We start from the raw sequence: 15,320 nt of genomic DNA, 5'->3' as shown, positions 1-15,320 counted from the left end.
CCCCCCGAGGTGGGGTCTTACTGCCCGTTAAGAGTGAGATAAAGGAGAACTTAGTGAATTTTTATTGGGAGAAAATAAAAGAATATAGCACTTAAACAAAAAGAGAAGGAGCTTTATTGGTTTATTTAATTTATGTATGTCAAAAAATCCTTTCCTCTCTAATATATTTCCATTACAATCATAGTTGAAATAGATTTTAGCGAAATCATACAGCTTGTTCCAATAATGATTGATTTATTAGTATTTCCATTTTGTTCAAAAAAGAATAAAATAGCGATTCAACCAATAACAGGAAGAATTTTATGCATAGGAGGACGAATATTGTACAGCTCCATTCTTATTTTTGTTAGCATTCTATTATTGTATATGGCATGCTATACGTCTTTTGATTTATTTTATTTGGTTAGAAATGCGGAAAAAAACAGCCGCTTATTATTTCTTGCAAGTACCTTCTCTATGGGGTTCGGTTTTTGGATCATGAGTTTTGTTGGGATGATGGCAAACAATATTTATGCAACGGCAACATATGAAATCCCAATTACGATATTATCTATGCTTGTTGGTATTTGTTTTAGTGGCATGGCTTTTTATTCGCTTTTAGATAAAGAGCATAATAAACATCGTATTTATATTGGTGCACTTTTTTTTAGTTTTTCCATGTTGTCTGTTTTTATTATTGGGTTGTATTCGATAGGAAGCACCATTCAATATCATTTGTTTTCTTTATTTATTAGTTTTTTGTTATTATTCGCAGGTTTCTCTTATTCCATTTGGTTTTCTTTTTATCGAACAAAAAAGACAATCCTTCCGTCTCCTTTTATTAGGCCATTTTGTTGTTTTGTGATGACATTTGTGACAATGATTAGTCAATATATGATGCTTAATAAGACAACACCAATAAAATGGAACGAAATCTCTCCAGACTATTATAATAGTTTTATCGTATACATTGTCTTATTTATCACCATTTTAATTTTAGGTGGCTTAATTGGCACAAGTACCTTGATAACGGAAAAGTTAGCGGTCAGTGATATCAATGTTCGAGATATGCAGCATGCTCTCGATGAGTCATCCATTGTTGTATTTACAGATAATAATGGAATTATTACATATGTTAATGATAAATTCGTTGAAATTTCTAAATTTCAACGATCTGAATTAATTGGACAAAATCATCGAATCGTAAATTCAGGTTATCATTCACCTGAATTCTTTAAAAATTTATGGAGAACGATAGGAAAAGGGGATATTTGGAAAGGGGAAATCCGCAATAAAGCAAAAGATGGTACATTTTATTGGGTTGATACGGTCATTGTTCCATTCACTAATAAAAAAGGTATTCCGTATCAATATGTGTCGATTAGAAGGGATATTACAGAACAAAAAAATGTACAGATGAAGTTGGAAGTAAGTATAAAAGAAGTAAGTGATATAAAATTTGCACTTGATGAGTCCAGCATTATAGCTTTCACAGACAACAAAGGGAAAATAATAAGTGTAAATGATAAGTTTTGTAAAATTTCTGGCTATACACGAGAAGAATTGATCGGAAATGACCATCGAATCATTAATTCGGGTTATCATTCAAAAGAGTTTTTTAATCAATTATGGAAAACAATCCTAAATGGTGAAGTATGGAAAGGAGAAATTCGTAATAAAGCCAAAGATGGAAGTTATTATTGGGTCGATACAACGATCATTCCATTTCAAGATAAAAATAATAAAATATATCAATTTTTAGCTATTCGAAATGACATTACAGAAAAGAAAAAAACGGAAGAAATTGTCCATCGGCAGGATAAACTGGCGGCCATTGGTCAGCTTGCTGCTGGGGTAGCGCATGAAATAAGAAATCCTTTAACTTCAATTAAAGGATATGCTGAGTTTTTAAGTTTGGATGAAACAGATCTCAATAGACAAGAATTTTTTTCGATCATACTAGAAGAAATCGAAAGGGTAAATTCCATCGTGGAAGAATTTATGATGCTTTCCAAACCAACTGTCGCTGTATTAGAAAAAAAGGAGCTACTCCCTATAATAAAAAATGTGATTTCTATACTTGACTACCAATTAAGGAAAAGTAAAACGAGCGTTCTGCTTGAATATGATAAAGAACAAATTTTCATTGAATGTGATGAAAATAAATTAAAACAAGTTTTTTTAAATTTTATTAAAAATGCAATAGAAGCAATGCCTAACGGCGGTGACATTTGTATAAAAGTTAAAGTAAAAGACAAGATAGAAGTAACAATCAAGGATTCCGGTATTGGAATGGATAAAGATCAGTTAAAAAAATTAGGAGAACCTTTTTTTACGACGAAAAAGGATGGAAATGGACTCGGCTTAATGGTCAGCTTTAAAATAATTGAAAATTTAAATGGAAAAGTATATATCGAAAGTGAAAAAAATAAAGGAACAACTTTCCATTTTATATTTCCACCGGCTTCCTAATTAGGGAATAGGATGCATGTTTTCCTGCATTTGAAATTTTTCACAGGAAAACAGTCTTATTTATTTCTATTTTTCAGAAAATTAGTCTTCTTTCTGTTAAAGATTTGTTACATTTAGTAACAGAATTAATATCTCCTTGTTCTTTTTATCTGAATTTTTCATGTTATGATTATACCCGTTAGCTTATTTAAGCTAGTCAAGGAGGTATAAATAAATGAAAAAAATCTTATCATTTATGGCATGTGCATCCATTGCAACTGCGTTTGCTACTGAAGCGCATGCGGAGAAAGTGACAGTGAAAGACGGAGATACACTTTGGAACTTATCACAAGAATATAACATTTCAGTGAATGATCTAAAAAAATGGAACCAACTGGAAACAGATATGATTAAACCTGAAGATACTTTAGAGGTAGCATTAGAAAAAAAATATAAAGTAATAGATGGTGATAGCCTGTGGACTATTGCGATAAAGAATAATATTACGGTTGATCAATTAATGGAGTGGAATAAACTAGGGTCTGATCAAATTCATCCTGGGGATGAATTAATTATTTCAAAAGGAATTACCAATGCCATAGAAACAGCAAATTCCGCTTCTGCTCCTAAAGAAGAAACAGAAATAACCAAAAGCAGTGTAGAAACAAAAGAACCTTCTGCTGTAGAACATACAACAAAAGAATTGACTGTATCAGCAACTGCTTACACTGCAAGCTGTGAAGGCTGTTCAGGCGTTACAGCGACTGGGATCAATTTAAAAGAAAATCCGAATGAAAAAGTGATTTCCGTCGATCCTTCTGTTATTCCTTTAGGAACAAAAGTCTATGTCGAAGGATATGGAACAGCTGTAGCAGGAGATACTGGAGGAGCTATTAAAGGCAACAAAATTGATGTATTTGTTCCTTCGCTACAAGAAGCGAAAAATTGGGGAAGAAAAACAATCACCGTAAAAATACTTAACTAATAGAGAACGCCTTAGCATGAATATGCTAAGGCGTTTTATGCTGCCAGTTGAATAAATAAAATTAGTTTTCATAATAAAGGGGTGAAGCAATTAGCTGACATCCCTTTATTTTTTTTGTAAAAAAAAGCGTTGAACTGGTTCAGAAAGAGATTTGAAATTTGTTTCCCATTTTTCTACTAAAAAGTTGAATCTTTCAAAAAGAATGCTTTTTAACGTATCAAGTTGTCTGGAGATTTTATTAATATTTGCTTCGTTTTCATCCATTTTTTCTAGTATGATTTGATGAAATATTTCTTGAAGCTCCAATTTTTCGGATACTTCATGATAATTGTCCTCTGCCTTTTCTAATTGTTTTTGCATTTGATTAGCAATCTGCACAAAGTCATCCAGTTTGTTTGTGGCAGTAGCGACAGTAAGTTCTTGATAGGATACCTGATCTAGGATAGCTTGATTGATAATTGCTTCATTTGCTACTGCTTGCGTGTTTTGTTTCAATAGTACTTCTAAAGCTTCAAGCTTTTCATGAAAGGAGAGAGATGAAGCTCGCTGATCAGATATGGAATTTAATAAATCAGTTGATAGGTTTTCTTGTTTTAGCAGTTTATGATTCATTGTATCCAGTCTTTTATTCTGAGTATCCTCATTTTTATTAGAAGTTTGCTGCAATTGAAGGATTAATTCTGTTAGTTTTTCTTGCCCTATCTGTTGCTTGTGCATATAATCCTGTGAAAAGTTATGATGAAATGTTTTTTGATTAGGAAAATCTTCCACCCTCTGTTCAGGTTTATAAATGATGGAAGCATGTGTCTGAACATATTTACTAGGCATAGTATTCCTCCTTTTTTCTTTTTTCCTTGTATTGTATGTAATGACAAGAAAAAAGGGGACTTTGACAGCTTTTGATAAAGAGAACCTTCCATCAGTGGGGTTTTCTTCATCCCCCGCTGATGGTTAGTTGAACTTATTGGACCTTTACGGGCGAGTTTCAACACCTAGCTTCCTAGATTTCTCAGCATCCCCGAGGTGGGGGTCTTACTGCCCGTTAAGTGTGGGATAAACACTTCCTATTCCTATTGTTCGACATGCGCGGGAGCTAATTACTTAAATCTATAACATAGCTTCTTCCGAACCTTTACACCTCAGTAATTGGTTGAGCAACTAATACTACATCTAATCGAGAAGTTGACTATTTTAAGCAAGAGTTGGTTTTTAGTTCAGCAAACAAGAATTATGGAACATCATGTCCGAGTGAAGCTTGATATATTTCAAACCACTGATCTAATGAAAGAGTATAGTCCAATGATCGTACAGCTTGGTCGATTCTTTCTGTTTTTCCTGTACCAATTATCGGCATAAAATTTCCTGGATGTTTTAAAAGCCATGCATATAGGACAATGTCAATGGTCTGTGCTTCTATCTCATTGGCTATTTTTTCAAGTGTTTGACGCAAGCGAACTGCTTTACTATTTGTATCCGTAAAAACCTTGCCCCCTGCAAGTGGTGACCAGATCATTGGACTGATACGATTTTTTATGCAATTATTAATCGTCCCATCTTCGAAATTTTCCAGTTGATAGGCAGATACCTCGATTTGATTTGTTATTAAATCTTCATCGACATAGGACTGCAGCATATTAAACTGATGCTCTTTAAAGTTTGATACACCAAAATAACGAACTTTTCCATTCTTTTTTAACAGGTGAAAGGCTTCAGCTACTTCTTCAGGATTCATAAAAGGATCGGGGCGGTGAATTAATAATACATCTATATATTCTGTTTGTAAGTTGGTTAATGATTGATCAACCGAACTTATTATATGTTCTTTGCTTGTATTGTAATGATGAGATTTATTTTCTGGGCGATTTTTCGATGGAAGTACGATTCCACATTTAGTAACAACCTCTATTTGTTCTCTAATAGAAGGTTTTAAAGATAAAGTTTTACCAAATAAGGACTCACATGTATAGCTTCCATAAATATCAGCATGATCAAAGGTAGTAATCCCATTTTCTAAACTATAATCGATTAACTCAAGAGTTTGTTCATTACTGTAGTTCCAATCAGCTAAACGCCAAAAACCATGAATAAAACGTGAAAAACTTAAATCATCTGCTAAGGATATTCTTTTCATATAGATTCCCTCCATTTTTTAGACAAACATATTATCGCAAATTTTTCCCCAATAGAAAAGAATATGTAAACTAAATAATGGATAAAAAAAATGCTCCATAATGATTATGGAACAGTCAGCAGAAAGTGATAAAGATGATATGCAACAAAAATAAGATCAATAATTCTGTTGCATATCCAACAGAATTGGAGGAAACTAAATGGATTTTCCATAAAAAAGTTTTTTTCTTTACATGAAAGGTGGAATTCCTTTACTGAATTCTGAAATGATAGAAGTAATAGATTGTATATCCTGATCATCCAAGTTAAATGCAGATTTTACTTTTTTTTCTAAATCCTGACTTACATTTCTTTTTCCCACCTCGACTAATGCAATTAAAGCAAAACTACAATTAACTAATTTTGCAAAATCTCTTTGGGTCATCTCATAGTTTTTTCTAAGAAATTTAATAATCTCTTTGTTCATTTATTCACCTCTTTATCTTGCAAAAAAGTAACTTATATCATAATAGGATTATTAATATAAATAGAAGGAAACAGTATTAGTTTTTAACTATAAAATAATTATGCTGTTTTTTAGAAAGAGTTTACTTAACTACAATATATATCATAAAAAAAGATTAATAAATATTCAATAAAAATGTGCTTGTTGCAAAGAGCAAAAAAATGCAAACATTCTTCATTCCAATAAAAATGGTGAAAATTTTTTTATATTTCCATAATAGGAACATTTTATGAAAAGAAAGCAATAGAAAAGAGGATAATATTGTGTAAATTTATTCTTTTCGTGTATAATGAGAATGTGATGATTAGAATTAGGAAGCAGGTTTTGATATTGTTTATATTGTATTATATAATATCCTATTTAATTGGCAATATATTATTTGGATATATCGTTGGCAAAGTATTGACTGGGAAAGATATACGACTGCAAGGCAGTAAAAATGTGGGTGCCAGAAATGCTGGCAGACTATTTGGAAAAAAAGCTTTTGTTTTCACGTTCCTAGGTGACGCCTTAAAGGGATCTGTCATCGTTGTTATCGGAAAATATGCTGATTTTTCGAATGCAGTTATTATAATTGGCATGTTTTTTGTTTGTTTAGGACATATAAAGCCCCTTTTGTTTCGATTTAAAGGAGGCAAAGGAATTTCCACTTTTATAGGTGGAATGATAACACTCGATCCTCTTTTTATTGCAGTTATTTTAATTAGCTTTTTGGTATTTTATTTCCTATATAAAGGTTTTACCATTCCAGGCTTTTTTGCCTTATTTACTGTTTGTATTGTCCTGGTTTTTATCGAAAAAAATATCTTAAGCAGTACCGCAGCTTTTCTAACATGGTTGATGATTTTTTTATCGCATCGGATTAATTGGAGAAAACTTATTCAGTTAAAAGCGTCCAATTGATGAATCTTATCAAGATGCAATAATAGAAATTTTCTTTCACATAATAGGAAAAAATAGTAAAATATTTGATAGGCGGTGAGATTAATTGAAAAGTCAATCAACGATTATATTTAAAAAAGCAGATTTAGCTCATGAAATCGAACAAATTCACCAATTAAACTATGAAACTTTTGTAGAAGAAATTCCACAGCATAAAAAAAATCAAGAAAAATTACTAGTTGATTCGTATCATAAACTTAATACATATTTAATTGCATTAGCTGGCAATGAAGTGATTGGCATGATCGCAATTAATACAAAAAGGCCTTTTTCACTCGATAAGAAATTAGGGAATATCGATCACTATTTACCTAATGCACCAAAAAATATATGTGAGGTAAGGTTATTATCTATAAGGAAACAATATAGAAAAACAACTGTATTTGTAGGGCTGATGCAATGTTTATTAAATTACTGTCTTCAAAACGAGTTGGATGCTGCTGTGATAAGCGGAACACTAAGGCAGTTAAAATTATACAAACATATGGGATTTGTTTCGTTCGCCCATTTAGTTGGAACCGATGAGGCTCCTTACCAGCCAATGTATATAAAAACATTAGAGTTTAAAAAAGGAAGCAAAGTGTTTGCCAAGCAAGCTGCATTTTTGCCGGGTCCAGTAAACGCCACCCCAAATGTAATGCGTGCATTCGCAAGTGAAGTAATTCCGCATCGGGATCAAGATTTTTATAAAAAAATGAAAAAAGTACAACAGATGCTTTGTGAGCTTACATCAGCTAAACATGTTCAAGTGTTATTGGGAACGGGGACATTAGCAAATGATTGTATTGCAGCACAACTCCAATTATTAAATGAAAAGGGACTTATCTTAAGCAATGGAGAATTTGGAGAAAGACTTATAGATAGAGCAAAACGATTTGGGCTCAAATATGAATTCGTTAAAAAAGAGTGGGGGCAATACTTCACAGAAAAAGAACTTAACGAAGCAGCTGCACGAGATATTAATTGGATTTGGTTTGTACACTGTGAAACATCAACAGGGATGATTAATTCTATTGCACAAATAGCCACTGTGTGCCGTAACAGCAATATAAAGCTGGTTGTTGATTGTATTAGTTCTTTAGGAGCGGTGCCTGTTGATTTAAAGCCTGTTTATTTGGCATCGGGTGTAAGTGGAAAAGGGGTCGGTTCCATAACCGGTTTATCTTTCGTATTTCATCATCATGACATAAAAAGCAGCGATTCTCTTCCTCCGTATTTAGACTTAGGAGCTTATATGGAAAAAGAAAGTGTACCGTATTCTCATTCCTCCCACCTAGTAGCTGCTTTGGAAGAAAGTCTTAAAGACGATGTTGTAAAGCGGTTTTTAAAAGTGGAGAATATGTATTTACATATCTATAATAGACTGTTAGAAGAAGGCTTTTCTGTTATCACACAAAAAGAAGATGCAGCATATGCCATTCTTACGCTTGAAATAGATTCAGAAATATCATCTAAATTAATTGGTGACATGATGAAATTACAAGGATATATCCTTCATTATGAAAGCAGTTATTTAATAAAAAGAAATTGGATCCAAATAGCCACAATTGGAAATGTCTCACGAACTGAAACGAAACAAATGATTCGCACTCTATCTTTAATTGTTAAATACATGAAACAACATGAAAAAAGTTTACCTAAAGTAGTGCTGTGACCTTCAAATTTTGCAGTCATGTAGTCAAGTCATCTTCAGGCTGTCGAAAAATAAAAGAATTCTATATGCTTATGATGTTCGAAGTCCATTGTTTCTTTCAGCCTGAAGTTAATTTCTTATCTTTTATGTGATATTATCTTTCATAAGGGATGTGTAATGTTGGGTGATTGTATAAAATAGCTAAAAATTGTTATTGTTTTAGCTATTTTATACAGTGACATACTTTCGTGTTCGATATAATATTTTTCATAACAATAAGTGTTAGCTTTTATTACGTGGAGTTGTTCGAAATAAACATTTATCCCACTCTTAACGGGCAGTAAAACCCTCACCTCAAGATGCTGAGAAATCGAGGAAGCTAGGTGTTGAAACTCACCCGTAAAGATCTGAGGGAGGTACACAAACTAAGGTCGCCACTTCCTTATGTCTTCGTTTGTGTGATCCACATCCTGTGGACCTCAAGCTTTCCATCAGTGGGGGATGAACAAAACCCCCACTGATGGAAGGTTCACTTTATATAATTAATATTTTGAATTTTTTAAATTCTAGGGGGCAGGGCGTTGGATGTGATGGTCGTATTCACTTAATACTGGAGTCAATTTCTTTTTCTGTTTAAAAAGATTACATCATGCTAAAGAGCTTGCTTGATAGGGAAATTGATGTTTTTTATATAAAAATAGTAGACCAGAGCTTTCAGATGATTGCTTCTTTTTTTTATAAGTGATACAGGAGGAAAATTCGGAAAAAATATAATGAACACAGTGGATTTCTCAACATTTTACAATAACAGGATGGTACATAATGCTCAATTGAATGCTTATGTTTATAAACAAATATATATAGCGCCTCCTCATTTAATTATTTATGAGCTGGTCCTGAGATATTACCTTTAACAATCTATGCGAAAAGAGCTGGGTTTCAAGTAACATTAGCTGAATGGCTGCCTGGTTTATGCAATAAAGAACAATTTCCATATGTCGGAAGAAATGATAGTTGGCAATCCCTTGGATGCTATGAATAAAATACAGCCATCAATTAAAGATTATTTCATCATCTTGACACATAATTATTCAAAAGATAAAGAATTAATCGATTATCCAAAAAATTGCGTTTTTAGGATTATTAGGGTCAAGAAATCGTTCGAATCGTTTGTTGGCAGCAAAAATGCTTCCTGATTGGATTCGATATCCGGTAGGTTTATCTATTAACGCTGAGAGTCCGGAGGAAATTGCCATCAGCATTCTAGCACAATTAATACAGGAAAAAAAATAAAAACCTTTTCGAAAAGAAGGTGAATGATTTATGATAGCTGTTTATTTAGCAGCAGGAAAAAGCAGCAGAATGGGTGAAAATAAATTGTTATTGCCTTTAAATAATGATTTGCTTGGCAGTTTAGCCTTAAAAACGTTAATGACCTCCCCATCAGTAGAATATGTATTAATTGTCGTAAATAAAAAAGATGATTTACGATGGATTAACGATGATTTGTTAAGACAATTACAGCATGGAAGAGGAGAAATAATTCGTTGCTCATCAGCAGAAAAAGGGATGGGATATTCCTTAAAGTGCGGTATAAATAAAGCAATGGAGCTGAAAGCGGATCGCGCCATGATCTGTTTGGCTGATCAGCCATTTATCAGCCAAGAAATGATTTTAGCACTGAAAAGGCAAGATATGTCAACAGGTGTAGATTATATAGCTAGCAGCCACAACGGCTGCATCATTCCACCAATTATTTTTGGAGAAAAAACTTTCCCGAAACTGCGAAATATAACTGGAGATTACGGGGCAAAAAAATTAATTGACGATGGGTTATTGCAAGGAAAACAAATTGAATTTTCTGATGAATATTCCTTTATAGATATTGATACGAAGGAAGTTTACCAAAAATTGATTCAATCCTAAAGGCAGAAAAGAATGGTGCGAGAGGTGTGGATGCAGTGGAAACAAACGATTATCAAACGGTAGTTGAAATCCCTTTGACACTTGCAGAAATAAACACAGATAAACTGAATGAAAGCACTCTTATTTCAGGTGGCACATTCTTGCAGTTAAATTGGGAAGCTGGCCAAAAACGTCCTTCTCAATTAATCAGCCTAGAAAAGATAAAAGAACTAAAAGGAATAAAGGAGGTTTCGGAGGGAGATCTTTCCTTTCTTGAAATTGGTGCTGCTACCAATCTTTCTGAATGCTGCAAAAACATACTTATTCAGGAGTATTCAAAGGTACTAGCTGATGCTTGTTATAAAATTGCAGCACCAGCTGTCAGAAACAGAGGAACAATAGGGGGAAATATTTGCAGCAAGGTTGGAGATTCTATTCCAGCATTATTAGTGTTAAATGCTCAACTAAGCATTTTTAATGGGGAAAAAGAATATTTGATTCCGCTGAAATCTTGGCTGGAAACGATAAAAGCAACAGATGAACCGCAAATCTTAGCCAAAATACGAATTCCAATTGAGAAAAATGAAAAGGAAAGTTATAGTTTTTTTAAAAAAGTTGGAAGGAGAGAAAGTTTTACTGCGGCTATCATATCGGTGGCTGGTTATATAAAAAAAGCAAATGGAAAATTGGTAGATGTAAGAATGGCGATTGGAGGAGGGGCTCATAGTCCAGTAAGATTACATGCAGCTGAAAAAATGTTAATTAATAAAAATACAGCTGACATAAATTTGCTTTCTTTTTATCATGCAATTGAAAATGGTTTTGTTTCTTATACAGATCCTTTTGTAACAGAACTATATCGAAAAAAAGTTGCTGCAAACCTATTTTTCGCTCAATGTAAAATAGGTTTGGAACAAGAATCCTGAAAGAAGGGAGAGGGCCATATGGTTCTGAATAAAGCAAGTGCAGGTGATAAATGGAAAGTCAGAAGAGACGGCAAACATAAGGTAACTGGTGAGCTAAAATTTCTAACAGATATGACATTCCCTGAAATGCTTTATGGAACCATTTTGCGAAGTGAGTACCCATTTGCTTCGATTCTCTCTATAGATACAAGCGAAGCAGAATTATTGCCGGGTGTAGCTGCAGTTCTCACTTATAAAGATATACCTGGATTAAATGGGTTTGGCATTATTATTCAAGATCAACCGGTATTTTGCAAAGATCGAGTGAGGTTTGCAGGTGATGCCATCGCAGCAATAGCAGCGGTATCAATCGAGGCGGCAGAAAAAGCAGCTTCTCTAATAAAAGTAAAATACGCTCCGTTAACACCGATAACAGACCCGGAAGAAAGTTTATTGGATACTACTGTTAAACTGCATGATAACGGAAACTTGCTGCATAAAGCAACTTATCAAAAAGGTAAAACCATGGAAGAAGCTTTTTCAAAATGTGCGTTTATTGTAGAAGAAACCTATTATACACCTAGACAAATGCATGCTTATATGGAAACGGAGGGAGGGGTGGCAGTACCAGAAAAAAGTGGTGCAATCACATTATATGCTCCGACACAGCATGGCTTTAAGGATCAGCTTCAATTATCAAGGATTTTAGATATGGAGCAGGAAATGATACGTGTTGTTTCTAGTCCGATAGGAGGTTCATTTGGCGGGAAGGATGAATTAAATATTCAGCCATATATAAGCTTATTAGCATTAAAAACAGGTAAGCCTGTTAAAATTCATCAATCTAGAAGAGCATCTATAAAAGCAGGGATAAAAAGGCATCCAATGAAAATAACAATGAAAACTGGTGTCGATCTAGAAGGAAGGCTTCTAGCACATAAAGTGAGGATTATCGCTGATACTGGAGCATATGCCACATTAGGTCCTGCTGTGTTAGATTTTGCTGTAGAGCATAGTGCAGGTCCATATATAATTGAAAATGTGGAGGTTGAAGGATACTCTGTTTATACGAATAATGGCATCGCAGGCGAGTTTCGAGGCTTTGGGGGAAACCAAATAACATTTGCTCTAGAAACACAAATAGAGCGGCTTGCGGAAAAAATGCAGGTGTCAAGCACGGAGCTTCGTTTTAAGAATATCCGCAGCATAAATGATCTTGGTCCAGTGAATCAATTGATTGCCCCAACAGATGGTGCAAAAGAAGTGCTCAAAAAAATTATCCAATCCCCAATTTTAGCGAAAGAAACGAAATCAACATCTACGAGCCCATGGACGATAGGTGGAACAGGCTATAGCATAACCATGCATGGAGGTGGTCTTGGCTATGGAAGATCGGATCCATCTGGTGCAAGAATTTCGTTAAATAAAGAAGGGAAAATCGAAGTATCTTTTGGGTTTGAGGAATGTGGGCAAGGACTGATAACTAGTATTGACATGATAATGACAGCAGCATTTAATTGTACTTCGGATGATATTGAAGTTGTCATAGGAGATACCGTGAAAGTACCACATTCCGGATCTTCAACAGCGTCAAGAGCAACGAATATGGTGTGGCAGGGAATTCGCCAATTAAAAGGAGTATGGACAGAAAAAGTTTTGGAACTGACATCTGAAATAAAACAAATAGCAAAAGAAGATTTGTTTATTGGAGCTGGAGGAGTTTGGTGTAAGAATAAAAAAGAAGCAGAACAAAAAAAGGTCCTATCGTATCAGCAGTTAGCTTTATTAGTAGATGAGCTTCCTGAGGTTTCCGTAGAATATCATTTTCCAACCACTCCAAACAGCATAGACGGGGGCCATTTTTTATATTCATTTGCAGGTGTTGCTGCAGCTGTTGAAATAGACATTTTAACAGGAAACGTCCATGTGACAAAAATGGATCATGTGGTATCGGCAGGTCCAGTTGTTAATCCAATGGGGTATCTTGGGCAAATAGAAGGCGGCGCAAATATGGGTCTTGGTTTTACATTGTTAGAAGATGCAGTTATGGAAGAAGGTAGGTATATGACCGAAAATCTAGATACCTATTTGATTCCAACCATATTAGATATTCCGAAAGAGACAAATGTAACGGCATTGGAAAATCTGGCAGATGGCGACGAATATGGCCCAAGAGGCGTTGGTGAAATCGGAACGGTGGCAATCGCACCGGCAATCGTAGCAGCCATATATGATGCAACAGGTCATTGGATCAATAAACTTCCTATTGACACTGAAGAAGTGCTGAATATTGTTTCCAACCAATTGATAAGAAAAGCGTAAGTTCTCAAGTCATCGACGTAACAATAATTTGATGGTGCGGAGGAATGGATATGGAGACAAAAAAAACAGCTGTACAATCAGTAAATGTCACAATCAATGGAAAATTAGAAGTCCTGCAAGTCCCATCAACCTATAGATTAGTAGATATATTGAGAAATAGATTAAACTTAACAGGTACAAAAATCTCCTGTGAAATCGGCAGATGCGGATCTTGTTCTGTCATCATGGATGGAAATTTGGTTAATAGTTGTTTAATAATGGCATATCAGATTGAAAGAGCTGAAATTCATACAATTGAAAGTGTCTCTTCTGATAAGCTACACCCTATTCAAGAAGCGTTTTTAGAAGCCGGCGCCCTTCAATGCGGCTACTGTACACCAGGGATGATAATGGCTTTAAAGACGCTGCTAGATGAAAAGAACAAACCAAATCGTGAAGAAGTTCTGCAAGCTTTATCAGGAAATATATGCAGATGCACAGGATACGAAGGAATACTTAGAGCAGTAGATTTATTAGAGAAAAAATAAAAAATTTTGATGAATATCGAAGAATGGATGTGGAGTATTGTTTACATTAGAAGAAATAAATAAAATGGAGCAAACAAAATTTATTGAAGAGATCGGCTGGGTATATGAACATAGTCCATGGATAGCAAAAAAAGCCTGGGAATTTAAACCTTTCACTAGCTTTGACACACTTTATGAAACAATGGTGAATGTTGTTAAAGAAGCTACGAAAGAAGATCAATTGGATTTAATCCGTGCACATCCGGATTTAGGCAGTAGGATTGAAATGACCGAATCATCCGTGAATGAACAAAAAGGGGCGGGGCTAGATACCTTGTCTGAAGAAGAATACAACAATTTAGTACAACTAAATACGGATTATATAAAAAAATTCAGTTTTCCATTTATTTTAGCTGTAAAAGGCCATACAAAGGATTCTATTTATTCAGAAATGAAAAAAAGAGTCAATCAAGAACCTGAGAGTGAGTTTCAGGCTGCTTTGGCACAGATTCATAAAATAGTCTTATTTCGATTACAAGATATTGTCAAAGAAGCTAAAAAAGAACCAACTTCTTAAACAATAATGTCAGGGGAAATGGAAAACCAGCAAATGAAAAAGAAAAGATAGGAGTACAAAATGAAAACAGGAATTACAACACATGTTCTAGATTTGGCAAATGGAAAACCAGCAAATAATATTAAAGTAGAGCTTTGGAGGTGGGAGCAAACAACAGAAAATCATTACAATAAAGTCTTTATTGCCAGTGGGCTGACAAACGATGATGGCAGAGTAGATTCTGTTTTGTTAGACACAATAGAGACAGGCGAATACGAATTGCTGTTTTTTATTGAAAACTATTTTAATGATTCACAATTGAAAGATGGGAGACAACCTTTTTTACGAACCATTCCATTACGTTTCTTTGCGGATAGCAGTGAAACGCATTACCATGTGCCTTTGCTTCTTTCTCCATGGGGATATCAAACATATCGTGGCAGCTGACTAAATAAAGTAAACTTCCATCAGTGGGGGTTTTCTTCATCCCCCATTGATGGT

15 protein-coding genes are annotated in these 15,320 nt (G+C 34.3%); 12 read left to right on the top strand and 3 right to left on the bottom strand.

Features of this window, described 5'->3' with window-relative positions; translation table 11 throughout:
- Positions 1–225 precede the first annotated feature (225 nt).
- Complete coding sequence (locus tag ACTYBU_RS03145) at positions 226–2,451, top strand: PAS domain S-box protein (protein ID WP_445487089.1); 2,226 nt, start codon at positions 226–228, stop codon at positions 2,449–2,451.
- Between the two features lie 214 nt (positions 2,452–2,665).
- Entirely contained in the window at positions 2,666–3,415 is a 750-nt protein-coding gene (locus tag ACTYBU_RS03140; protein WP_445487087.1) for a LysM peptidoglycan-binding domain-containing protein, read from the top strand.
- Positions 3,416–3,520: 105 nt separating this feature from the next.
- Here ACTYBU_RS03140 and ACTYBU_RS03135 read toward each other — a convergent pair whose 3' ends face one another.
- The 3 genes from ACTYBU_RS03135 to ACTYBU_RS03125 form a co-directional block, all read right to left on the bottom strand.
- The gene (locus ACTYBU_RS03135) at positions 3,521–4,243 is read right to left on the bottom strand and encodes a hypothetical protein (RefSeq protein ID WP_445487086.1); all 723 of its coding nucleotides are present in this window, start codon (positions 4,241–4,243) and stop codon (positions 3,521–3,523) included.
- A gap of 400 nt (positions 4,244–4,643) precedes the next feature.
- Positions 4,644–5,546, bottom strand: a complete 903-nt coding sequence (locus ACTYBU_RS03130) for an aldo/keto reductase (protein WP_445487084.1) — start codon at positions 5,544–5,546, stop codon at positions 4,644–4,646.
- A 228-nt stretch (positions 5,547–5,774) separates the two neighbouring features.
- Complete coding sequence (locus ACTYBU_RS03125) at positions 5,775–6,011, bottom strand: helix-turn-helix transcriptional regulator (RefSeq protein WP_445487082.1); 237 nt, start codon at positions 6,009–6,011, stop codon at positions 5,775–5,777.
- Positions 6,012–6,380: 369 nt separating this feature from the next.
- Between ACTYBU_RS03125 and ACTYBU_RS03120 the strand changes: the two genes are divergently transcribed.
- The 10 genes from ACTYBU_RS03120 to uraH all read left to right on the top strand — a co-directional run bounded on the left by ACTYBU_RS03120 (position 6,381) and on the right by uraH (position 15,266).
- A complete protein-coding gene (locus ACTYBU_RS03120; RefSeq protein WP_445487081.1) occupies positions 6,381–6,953 on the top strand; it encodes a glycerol-3-phosphate acyltransferase in 573 nt (190 codons plus the stop codon).
- A gap of 85 nt (positions 6,954–7,038) precedes the next feature.
- Complete coding sequence (locus ACTYBU_RS03115) at positions 7,039–8,646, top strand: aminotransferase class V-fold PLP-dependent enzyme (protein ID WP_445487079.1); 1,608 nt, start codon at positions 7,039–7,041, stop codon at positions 8,644–8,646.
- Positions 8,647–9,620: 974 nt separating this feature from the next.
- Entirely contained in the window at positions 9,621–9,821 is a 201-nt protein-coding gene (locus ACTYBU_RS03110; RefSeq protein WP_445487574.1) for a hypothetical protein, read from the top strand.
- Complete coding sequence (locus ACTYBU_RS03105) at positions 9,796–9,918, top strand: XdhC family protein (protein WP_445487077.1); 123 nt, start codon at positions 9,796–9,798, stop codon at positions 9,916–9,918. Before ACTYBU_RS03110 ends, ACTYBU_RS03105 begins: the two co-directional genes overlap by 26 nt.
- 30 nt (positions 9,919–9,948) lie before the next feature.
- Positions 9,949–10,551 carry an NTP transferase domain-containing protein gene (locus tag ACTYBU_RS03100; RefSeq protein WP_445487076.1) on the top strand — a complete coding sequence of 201 codons (603 nt, stop codon included), beginning with the start codon at positions 9,949–9,951 and terminating at the stop codon, positions 10,549–10,551.
- 35 nt (positions 10,552–10,586) lie between these two features.
- On the top strand, positions 10,587–11,456 hold the full coding sequence (locus tag ACTYBU_RS03095) for an FAD binding domain-containing protein (protein ID WP_445487074.1): 870 nt from the start codon (positions 10,587–10,589) through the stop codon (positions 11,454–11,456).
- A gap of 18 nt (positions 11,457–11,474) precedes the next feature.
- A complete protein-coding gene (gene pucD, locus ACTYBU_RS03090; protein ID WP_445487072.1) occupies positions 11,475–13,757 on the top strand; it encodes a xanthine dehydrogenase subunit D in 2,283 nt (760 codons plus the stop codon).
- A 50-nt stretch (positions 13,758–13,807) separates the two neighbouring features.
- Positions 13,808–14,284, top strand: a complete 477-nt coding sequence (locus tag ACTYBU_RS03085; protein ID WP_445487071.1) for a (2Fe-2S)-binding protein — start codon at positions 13,808–13,810, stop codon at positions 14,282–14,284.
- Between the two features lie 37 nt (positions 14,285–14,321).
- Positions 14,322–14,840 (top strand): 2-oxo-4-hydroxy-4-carboxy-5-ureidoimidazoline decarboxylase, encoded by a 519-nt coding sequence (gene uraD, locus ACTYBU_RS03080; RefSeq protein WP_445487070.1) that lies wholly within the window; start codon positions 14,322–14,324, stop codon positions 14,838–14,840.
- A 60-nt stretch (positions 14,841–14,900) separates the two neighbouring features.
- A complete protein-coding gene (uraH, locus tag ACTYBU_RS03075; RefSeq protein WP_445487068.1) occupies positions 14,901–15,266 on the top strand; it encodes a hydroxyisourate hydrolase in 366 nt (121 codons plus the stop codon).
- Positions 15,267–15,320 lie beyond the last annotated feature (54 nt).

Source organism: Niallia sp. 03133, assembly GCF_052663225.1.
The sequence above is the reverse complement of the archived record's forward strand: the minus strand, read 5'-3'. Positions and strand labels throughout refer to the sequence as shown.

Coding starts and splice junctions, on each gene's coding strand:
- ACTYBU_RS03140 (WP_445487087.1), top strand. CDS start 2,666: ATGAAAAAAATCTTATCATTTATGGCATGTGCATCCATTGCAACTGCG.
- pucD (WP_445487072.1), top strand. CDS start 11,475: ATGGTTCTGAATAAAGCAAGTGCAGGTGATAAATGGAAAGTCAGAAGA.
- ACTYBU_RS03125 (WP_445487082.1), bottom strand. CDS start 6,011: ATGAACAAAGAGATTATTAAATTTCTTAGAAAAAACTATGAGATGACC.
- ACTYBU_RS03110 (WP_445487574.1), top strand. CDS start 9,621: ATGTCGGAAGAAATGATAGTTGGCAATCCCTTGGATGCTATGAATAAA.
- uraH (WP_445487068.1), top strand. CDS start 14,901: ATGAAAACAGGAATTACAACACATGTTCTAGATTTGGCAAATGGAAAA.
- ACTYBU_RS03135 (WP_445487086.1), bottom strand. CDS start 4,243: ATGCCTAGTAAATATGTTCAGACACATGCTTCCATCATTTATAAACCT.
- ACTYBU_RS03085 (WP_445487071.1), top strand. CDS start 13,808: ATGGAGACAAAAAAAACAGCTGTACAATCAGTAAATGTCACAATCAAT.
- ACTYBU_RS03130 (WP_445487084.1), bottom strand. CDS start 5,546: ATGAAAAGAATATCCTTAGCAGATGATTTAAGTTTTTCACGTTTTATT.
- ACTYBU_RS03145 (WP_445487089.1), top strand. CDS start 226: ATGATTGATTTATTAGTATTTCCATTTTGTTCAAAAAAGAATAAAATA.
- ACTYBU_RS03100 (WP_445487076.1), top strand. CDS start 9,949: ATGATAGCTGTTTATTTAGCAGCAGGAAAAAGCAGCAGAATGGGTGAA.